Origin of the sequence: Sphingomonas sp. PL-96 (assembly GCF_020707215.1) — a bacterium.
Classification (GTDB): Bacteria; Pseudomonadota; Alphaproteobacteria; order Sphingomonadales; family Sphingomonadaceae; genus Sphingomonas.
This window is the reverse complement of the sequence record NZ_JAJFET010000008.1, coordinates 160,302-168,369: the sequence shown is the minus strand read 5'-3', so window position 1 is coordinate 168,369 and position 8,068 is coordinate 160,302. Positions and strand designations below refer to the sequence as shown.

Below are 8,068 nucleotides of genomic sequence, written 5' to 3'. Positions count from 1 at the left end.
AGCCCGGTAGCTCGTCAGGCTCATAACCTGAAGGTCACAGGTTCAAATCCTGTCCCCGCAACCACACACAAAACAGCCCCGTCTCACCAGAGACGGGGCTGTTTGCGTTTGAGCCGTCAGCAGCAGGTGTCACATGGCTGCTTACGGCCGGCCGATACCTGACGAGCCCTAATGCGGTTTTCGGCCACGCTGCATCCCGGACGGCGTTGGCAAAAAGTAGGTGGCGCACTCGGCGCCGCGCACCCTCTTTTCGTCGATCGCACCCGATCCGCTTCAGCTGTTCGAGTTCGTCGGCGGGATCGGGCAAGACCGTTGGCGCTTCGGTTCAGATCCTCGCTGGGTGCAGCCGGCCCGGACCGGGCGCGGCCGCCTGCGGCATGGCCGCGACCCGTGTGATCAGGAACTCCCCTGGAGGCGCAGCGCGGTGGCCGGACCTTCGAGGGGAGGATGCGTAAACGCGCAGCCTTGCAGGAAAGGAGGTCGCGTCGCCGCCCCCAGGTGGCGGACGGCGGGATCGGGGGGGGCGGGCAGGCCAAGCGCACATCGGCGCCATCGCGCACCCGGTTGCGCCGCTCTAGGATGGGCGGGTCGCATCCAGAAAGGCGGCGACCCAGACGAGCGGCGCGTTCCAGTTGATCGCCACCTCGTTCATCGAAAAGGCACGCCAGTCGTCGGTCCAGCAGGTCTGCCCTACGCATCGCCCCCGCATCGTGGCCGCCACATCGTCGGCGAGCGCGGTGCTGTTGGGACCGCCGGATACCACCCCGGCGGGTGGCGCCGGGTAGCGCGGATCGACCGGATGCCAGAAGCGATGGTGGGGAAAGCGCATCGGCCGCGCGCCGAAGCCGGTGATATAGGACTGATCGAGCGCGTTGCGTCCGAGCAAATACTCCATCACGTCGACGACAGCAGTGCGGTAGCGCGCCTCGTGCGTGACTTGCCAGGCGACCCCCAGCAGCAGCGCGCGATTGAGCAGAACGCTGTTCGATCCCCAGTCATAATCTGGGCTTGCATAGGGCAGGCGGTAGCCGCTGCGTGTCCGCTCGGCGAGGAAGCCGTCGGCCAGCCGCAGCACCGCCGCGCGGGCCGCGTTCCGGGCAGCACCTGCCGCGGGCATGGTCGCCAGGGTGGCGAGTCCCGCCTGGTCCACCGAGTTCCACGTAAGGTCCGATTGGGGACGGGCGAGAAAGCGGGCGCGCGTCACCGCCTGTTCGAACGGCCGTTCGCCGGTAGTCGCGTAGAGCTCGGCCGCTGCCCAGAACCGCTCGTCGTCCAACGCTTCGTCGCCGTAGCCGCCGCTGCCGGCAAAGTCGCTGCTCGCGAACAGCGCCGGGTACCGCTCGGCTGCCGCCCAGGCGCGGCGTGCGGCGAGCAGGGCGCGAGCGGCGAAGGCGGGGTCGCTCTTGCGCCAGATCCGCGCGGCCTGCGCCGCCACCGCAGCAAGGTTGAGCGTTGCGGCAGTGGTCGGCGGATACAGCGCGCGGGGCATCCGGTCGTCTGCCGGCCGGGTGGGGAGGCCCGTCCATCGCGTGTCGGCGACCTTGCTGTGTACCAGTCCTCCGGCGGCGATGGTGCGGAAGTCTCCCGCCGCCTTGCCGCCGCCCGCGGTCGTCGCAACCGCAAGTTGCGCATCTTGCGGTACCTGCATCGAGAGCAGGAACTCGACTTCGACGCGAGCCTCGTCGAGCAGGTCGTCGCGACCGTTTCCTGCTTCCGGCAGCGCGAGACGCCCATCGGCGAACGCGTCGCCATTGCCCCAGGCTGCGAGCCGCTGGTGGAGGTCGAGCAGCGTCCAGGTCGCGATGCCGCCGTTGACGACATATTTGCCGTGATCGCCGGCATCATACCAGCCGCCGGTGACGTCGAGCGAATAGGAGCAGCCGGGCCACCGAACCCCTCGTTGATCGGTGCCCGAAAAGCAGGTGACCCGTTCCATCGGATGGCCCGCAGCACGCGCGAGATCCGGGCGCTCCACGAACGCCGGCAGGATCGGCACCGCGCTACGCTGCTGGTAGAAGAACGCCATCGCGGCGGTGGCGAGCGGGGCATAAGGCCGGGCGGCGATCGCGAACGTGCGGCTCTTGGCATTCCCCGCCTGCAGCCGATAGCCGTTGCCGATCGGGAGGCGGGCCGCGCTGAAATCGATACGCTGGAGCCGCTCGCCGGAAGCCGCATCGGCCCCTAACGGGATCGTCTGACCCTCGGCCACCAATGCGCCCGCCGCATCGCGGAGGGTCCAGTGCTGGGCAGTCTCCTGCGCCGTGACCAAGATGGCGGTTTTCGGTCCGGAGCGCTCCAGTGCGATCTGGCTCATGCGGATTTCCGCATGCGGTGGTTCGGGTGCCGCGGCACCCAGAAGCAGAGCCATCGCGGCCGCGGCGGTTCCCGCGGTCCAGATGCGCGCCGGCTGGCCTTGGTCCTTCTTCATGGCGTTGTCCTCGGCGCGCATACCGTCCCCCGCAGGTCTGTTCGGGCAACCGGCCCATTTTGTGCGAACTCGAGATACGGGCGGGACGCGAGGTCATAGGCCGGCCAGCGCGGCAACCCTGGGCCGTTCGGATCGCCCCGGCGGACGAAATTCAGCCAATAGGCCTGCAGCGGCGGCTCGCCCGGTTTGAGCCGGTCGAACACATAGCGGGTCTCGCTTGCGTGATTGACCGTTCCTCCGGGCGGCGCATAGTCGAACTGATATTGCCACACCGGATTGCCGCGTGCGCGCAGCGCCTTCGACACCGCGATGGTCGGACAGCGGAAGACGAGATCGGTGCCGAGTTGCATCGCGACGTCGCCCAGCCGCGGATCGGGCGTCGGGGCGGCCGAGCGGTCGAGGCCATAGGCGGCGCGGACCGCGGCGGTGTTGCGTGGAAATTCTCGCGCAATGACCGGCTCCGGATCGCGGCCCGAATAGCCGGTGAACTCCTGAGCGTTGACCCCGATCAGGAACGGCGCGCGTGCGAAGCGACCGGCAGCCAGCGTCTCGGCGGGCGTCTCCCGCAGCACGCGACCGTCGACCACGGCGTGCAGCCAGATGAAGCTGTTGTCTTCGACGCCCGGCGCCTCGACGGTCTCCTGCGCCTGCAGGATGGCAGCGACGGGAAGGGCGCGAAGCTGCGCTGCACTGGCGTCGGCGGGAAGCGCCGCCTTGCGGGCGATCGCGGCGCCGACGCGCTCATTCTGGGCGAGGGTGCGCGGGGAGACCCCGAAGCCTGGCGTCCCGCTCTCGGCGATGGCGCGTGCGAACAGCGTGCGGGATCCGGGAGCGAGCATATGCAGGCCGACATCTTGCGCGCCGGCGCTCTCTCCGGCGATCGTCACCTGGGCGGGATCGCCGCCGAAGCTGGCGATGTTGGCCTGGACCCAGCGTAGCGCCGCCTGCTGATCCATCAGCCCGTAATTGCCGGATGCGCCACCCTGTTCCGCCGTCAGCGCGGGATGCGACAGAAACCCGAGCGCGCCCAGGCGATACTGGATCGAGACCAGCACGATGCCGGCGTCGGTGATGTGCGATTCAACCGTACCGGCGCCCGCACCCCCGCGATTGCCGCCGCCGTGGATCCACACCAGCACCGGCAGCTTCGCCGTGGAGTCGATCCGGGGCGTCCGCACGTCGAGGAACAGGCAGTCCTCCGCCGAACTGTCCGCCGCCGCCTGGTTCCAGCTGCCGTAGGAAGGTTGCGGGCAGGCGGCACGCGGTCTGGTCGCATCTGCGACCCCTTGCCAGCGCTTGGCCGGGAGCGGCGGGCGCCAGCGCAGCGGACCCGTCGGCGGCGCAGCGAAGCGGATTCCGCGGAACACGCCACCGCCACCCGGCAGCGCCTCGCCGCGGACCTGTCCCGCCTCCGTCGATACGACCGGTGCGGGCGTGGCGATTGCCGCGAGCGCGAGCGCGAGCGCAATCGCGATCATCGCGCCAGCCCCTTTGGCGCCGGCTTTGCAAGCGCCGCCCGGATCACCGCTTCGGCGACCGGCCCCATCGCGCGATAGCCCGCGTCATTGGGGTGCACCCCGTCATAGGTCAGCGCCGGCTTCAACGCGTCGCCCTCGTGCAGCGCCCCCCAATAATCGGCGTAGAGTGCGCCGGTTTCCGCGGCATAGCGTCGCAGCCAGGCATTCAGGCGCGCGATCTTCCCGGCGGTTTCCAGTCCCGGGCGCCAGGGGAAATGATCGGCGGGCGGGATCGAGGCGAGGATCACGCGGATGCCGTGGGCGCGCGCCAGTTCCGCCATCGACATGATGTTCGCCTGCGTGTCTTCGGCGGTCATCGGTCCGGTGTTGCCGGCGATGTCGTTGGTCCCGCCCATGATCTGCACCGCGGCGGGCTTCAATGCGATCACGTCCTGGCGAAAGCGCAGCAGCATCTGCGAGGTCGTCTGGCCGCCGATGCCGCGATTGACGCGATCCGGGGTGAAGAACCCGGGAAGCTTGTCGATCCAGCCTTGCGTGATGGAGTCGCCGATGAAGACGATCCGCGGTGCCGCGCTCGGCACCAATGCGGCGTTCGCCTCCCGATAGCGACCGAGCCACGCCCAGTCGGTGTGGAGCCGCTGTTCCGCCTCATCCTCGGCCGTGCTCTTGATGGGAGCGGCCGGAACCTGTGCTGCCACGGGCGCGGCGGCGATGCCGGCGCTCGCCGCGGCGAGGAGGAGCGGCATGAAAGGGGACCTTGTCATCGAGTAGGCTCCAGGATGGCAACTGCGCCGCCCGAGGCGGCGAGGGTGAGCGTCAGCGCGTTGTCGGCAGTGACGGTGCCGCGCTGCTCGGCCAGTTCGGTGGGGACGGCGCCGTCCTGCCAGCTGCGAAGTCCGAACCGTCCCTTGCCGAGGAAGGCAAGCGGCAGCGTCACCGTCCGTGCGGCGTCGGTCATCGCCCCGACGTACCAGGTGCGGCCCTTGCGCCGCGCCACCGCGACATAGTCGCCGAGGGTCCCGGCCAGGAAGCGCGTTTCGTCCCAACTCGCCGGCACCGCCGACAAGAAGTCGAGCCCCGGCTGATCGCGATAGGCATCGGGCGAGTCCGCGACCGACTGCAGCGGGCTTTCGTACACCACGTACATCGCCAGCGCCTGTCCACGCGTCGTCTGCACCTCGGGCGCGGTGGCCTGGATGCGGAAGGTTTCGGGCGTGCGGTTGCGATAGCCGCCCGGCGTGTAGTCGAGTGGCCCGGCCAGCATCCGCGTATAGGCGAGGGTGATGTTGTGTCGCGCCGTGATCCGGCGTGTCCACTTGTTGTATTCGGCCCCCAGCACGCCTTCCTGGGTCAGGAAATTGGGCCAGGTCCGCGTCATTCCCCATGGGTGGGTCGCGCCATGCAGGTCGAGCAGCAGGTGATGCCGCGCGGTCGCTTCCGCCAGACGATGGTAGAAGCCGATCATCTCCTGATCGTCGCGGTTCATGAAGTCGACCTTGATCCCCTTGATCCCCCAGCGCTCGATCTGGCCGAGGATGCGATCCATGTCGCGGTCGAGCAACTGCCAATGGATCCAGACGATCAACCCGACGCCCCGCTCGCGGCCATAGGCGACGAGATCGGGGATGTTGATCGCCGGAATCGGCCGTGTCGGGTCGGCGCCCGGGTTGAGGAACGCGCCGTTGCCGCTCGCCACATACCAGTTGTCGTCCACCATCATGTACGGCAGCTTCAGGCTGGCGGCGAAATCGATATAGGCTTTCTCGGTCTCGTCGTTGGTGCCGGGCGAACGGACGCTGGAAAGCACCGGACCCGACCACCAGTCCCAGGCGGTCTTGCCGGGCCGCACCCATGAGAAGTCCCCCTGAGAAGGGGGATTGAGGCTGGTGAGCAGCGTGTTCTCGATCAGCTTGCCGGGTTCGTCGGCGATCATCACCACGCGCCAGGGCGAGACGAGGCCGCTGCCGACATCGGCCTTCACCGCGATGTCGGGGTCGTCGGGCCGGCGCGTGAGCTTGGCTGCCACGCCCAGCGCGCCGGTCTCGGTGCCGGTCAGGTACATCGCAGGCCAGTTCTCGACCGCGGCCTCGGCAATCGCGAAGCTCGGGCCGCCATCACCGGCGCGGCAGACGAACGGCAGTTCGTAGAGGTTGTGCGGCCGGATCATGCCGGCCTGCACCGGATCATACTCGCCCTCATGGCTGGTCCCGAAGCTGCCGAGGTTGAGGCCGGTGCAGCCATAGTCTTCGGGAAAGGCGAACTGCGTCAGCTCGTTGACGAGCCGCAGCGAGGGCAGGGGCGCCTGCTGTGGAATAGCGTATCGCATCGCCACGCCGGTGTCATAGGCACGTACCACCAGGTCCAGCCGCCGTTGCTGTCCGGCAGGCTCGGCGAAGTGGACGACGACCTGATTGTACCGCTCCGCGACCGACGACACCTTGCCCGCCGGCAGGGAGTAGCGATCGGTGCCGGTGCTGCGGTCGACGGCGGTGATGCGCAGCCCGTCCGACAGCTTGGCGTAGCGTTCAAATTCGAGTCCCAGCGCCGACGGCGCGAGGATCGTGCGGCCGCGGCGTGCGACCCGATAGGTCGGCTGCCCCTGCGCACTGGTCCCCAGCGTCAGGACGATGCCGCCATCCGGCGAGGCGACCGCCGGGGGTGCCGGCTCGCGCGCCCCCGCCGGCGAAAGGGGCATGGCGGCGAGCAGGAGCGCCGCGGCGGGGCCGACCGGCGGGAGCAGGACTCGGAAAGGGTGCGGCATCGCCATCAGATCTGCGCCAGCGCAGCGGCGTGTGCGCGGATCACCGCCTGGGTCGACGCGTCGCTGTCGAACACCCCGTACCAGCCCTGCGGCTCGTGCGGGGGATCGCCCATGTAGCCGAGATCGCCGCGCTGGAAGCGGTAGTCGCGATGCGGCGTCCGCGCCTCGCCGTTCCAGGCCCAGAAGTTGGAACCGGCAAGCGGTCCGCCCGACCGCGCGCTGGCTTCGACCGCGGCATAGATCTGATGGTAGAAGCGATCCTTGAAGCGGGTGGAAATCGCCGGATCATAGGCGTCGGCGCCGTCGCGGGGGTAGCCGAACTCCTCAACCACCAGCGGCTTGCCGAGCGTGGTTGCCAGGCGGACGTGCGTGTCGAGATAGTCGGCGACCTTGGCGGCACCCGCATCATAGGATCCGGCGAGATCGGCCGCGTTCATCCAGCCCCAGTTGTTCGGCCAGATGTGGGCGGTGAGATAATCGATCGCCGGCGACCGATGCGCGTCGAGCACCGCCGCCTCGCGCTCGATCGAGCCCTTCAACCCCTCCGAGCCGGTGCAGACGAGTTGATCGGGCGCAAGCGTCTTGATGTAGCGGGCGGTCTGATCGATCCAGCGGAAGAAATGCGGCAGGTTCGGTACGGCCACCGCGTCCGAGCCGCCGGGGCGCGGCTCATTGGCGAGCTGCCACGCCATGATCGTCGGATCCTCGGCATAGGGACGTCCGGTGACGCTGTTGGTGCGGCCGACGACGGCACGCACATAGTCGCGGTACATCGCCTGCGCCTGGCCGTTGGTGTAGAAGGCCGCGTTGAAGTTTGCGAACTCCGGCCACGGATGCGCCGGGTCGTTCATGTTGATGTAGCGACCGCCGTTGACCCAGTAGAGATAGGTCATCATCCCGCCCGACCATTCCCAGAAGTTGGTCAGGTAGATGACGGCCGTCATGTCCCGCTTGGCCATCTCCGCGAGCGTCCAGTCGAGCCCGGCGAGCAGATCCTGATTGTAGTTGGCGTCGCGGTCGCGAAAGCCAGGGGTGATGGAGTTCTTGAGCGGCGAAAGCTCGGCCGAGCCGAGAATGCGAAGGTTGCGAATCCCAAGCGCCTGGAGCCGGTCGAGCTCTCGGCCCAGCCGGGCGCGATCGCCGTATCCGGTGTTCGCGCCGAGCCAGGCCGCATACCAGATGTTCGCTCCGGCATAGCGATAGGACTCGCCGCCACGGCGGAAACCCGTTCCCTCGACGCGGACGAACGCCGACGCGGATCGGGTCGCCGGGCGCAGCTTCGGGTTTACCGCGCATGCGCCGACGAGCGCGGCGCCCGCGACGATCATCGATCGCCGGTCGATCGGACAGCGGTGGTCGGTCAAGGGGCGATACTCCTCAAAAGGGGTGGGCGTGGGGAAC

At 68.7% G+C, this 8,068-nt stretch carries 5 protein-coding genes; all 5 read right to left on the bottom strand.

Annotated elements, in window-relative coordinates; translation table 11 throughout:
- Positions 1-574: 574 nt before the first annotated feature.
- From LK533_RS14575 to LK533_RS14555, 5 genes are read right to left on the bottom strand one after another with little or no spacing between them, the layout of a single operon-like run.
- Positions 575-2,428, bottom strand: a complete 1,854-nt coding sequence (locus tag LK533_RS14575; protein WP_229363801.1) for a glycoside hydrolase family 9 protein — start codon at positions 2,426-2,428, stop codon at positions 575-577.
- Complete coding sequence (locus LK533_RS14570; RefSeq protein ID WP_229363800.1) at positions 2,425-3,906, bottom strand: carboxylesterase/lipase family protein; 1,482 nt, start codon at positions 3,904-3,906, stop codon at positions 2,425-2,427. Before LK533_RS14570 ends, LK533_RS14575 begins: the two co-directional genes overlap by 4 nt.
- Entirely contained in the window at positions 3,903-4,670 is a 768-nt protein-coding gene (locus LK533_RS14565; RefSeq protein ID WP_229363799.1) for an SGNH/GDSL hydrolase family protein, read from the bottom strand. The genes LK533_RS14570 and LK533_RS14565 overlap by 4 nt, the downstream gene beginning before the upstream one ends.
- Positions 4,667-6,673: a glycoside hydrolase family 97 protein gene (locus LK533_RS14560; RefSeq protein WP_229363798.1), complete on the bottom strand. Its 2,007-nt coding sequence runs from the start codon at positions 6,671-6,673 to the stop codon at positions 4,667-4,669. The genes LK533_RS14565 and LK533_RS14560 overlap by 4 nt, the downstream gene beginning before the upstream one ends.
- Entirely contained in the window at positions 6,673-8,031 is a 1,359-nt protein-coding gene (locus LK533_RS14555; protein ID WP_229363797.1) for a glycoside hydrolase 5 family protein, read from the bottom strand. The genes LK533_RS14560 and LK533_RS14555 overlap by 1 nt, the downstream gene beginning before the upstream one ends.
- Between the last annotated feature and the right edge of the window lie 37 nt (positions 8,032-8,068).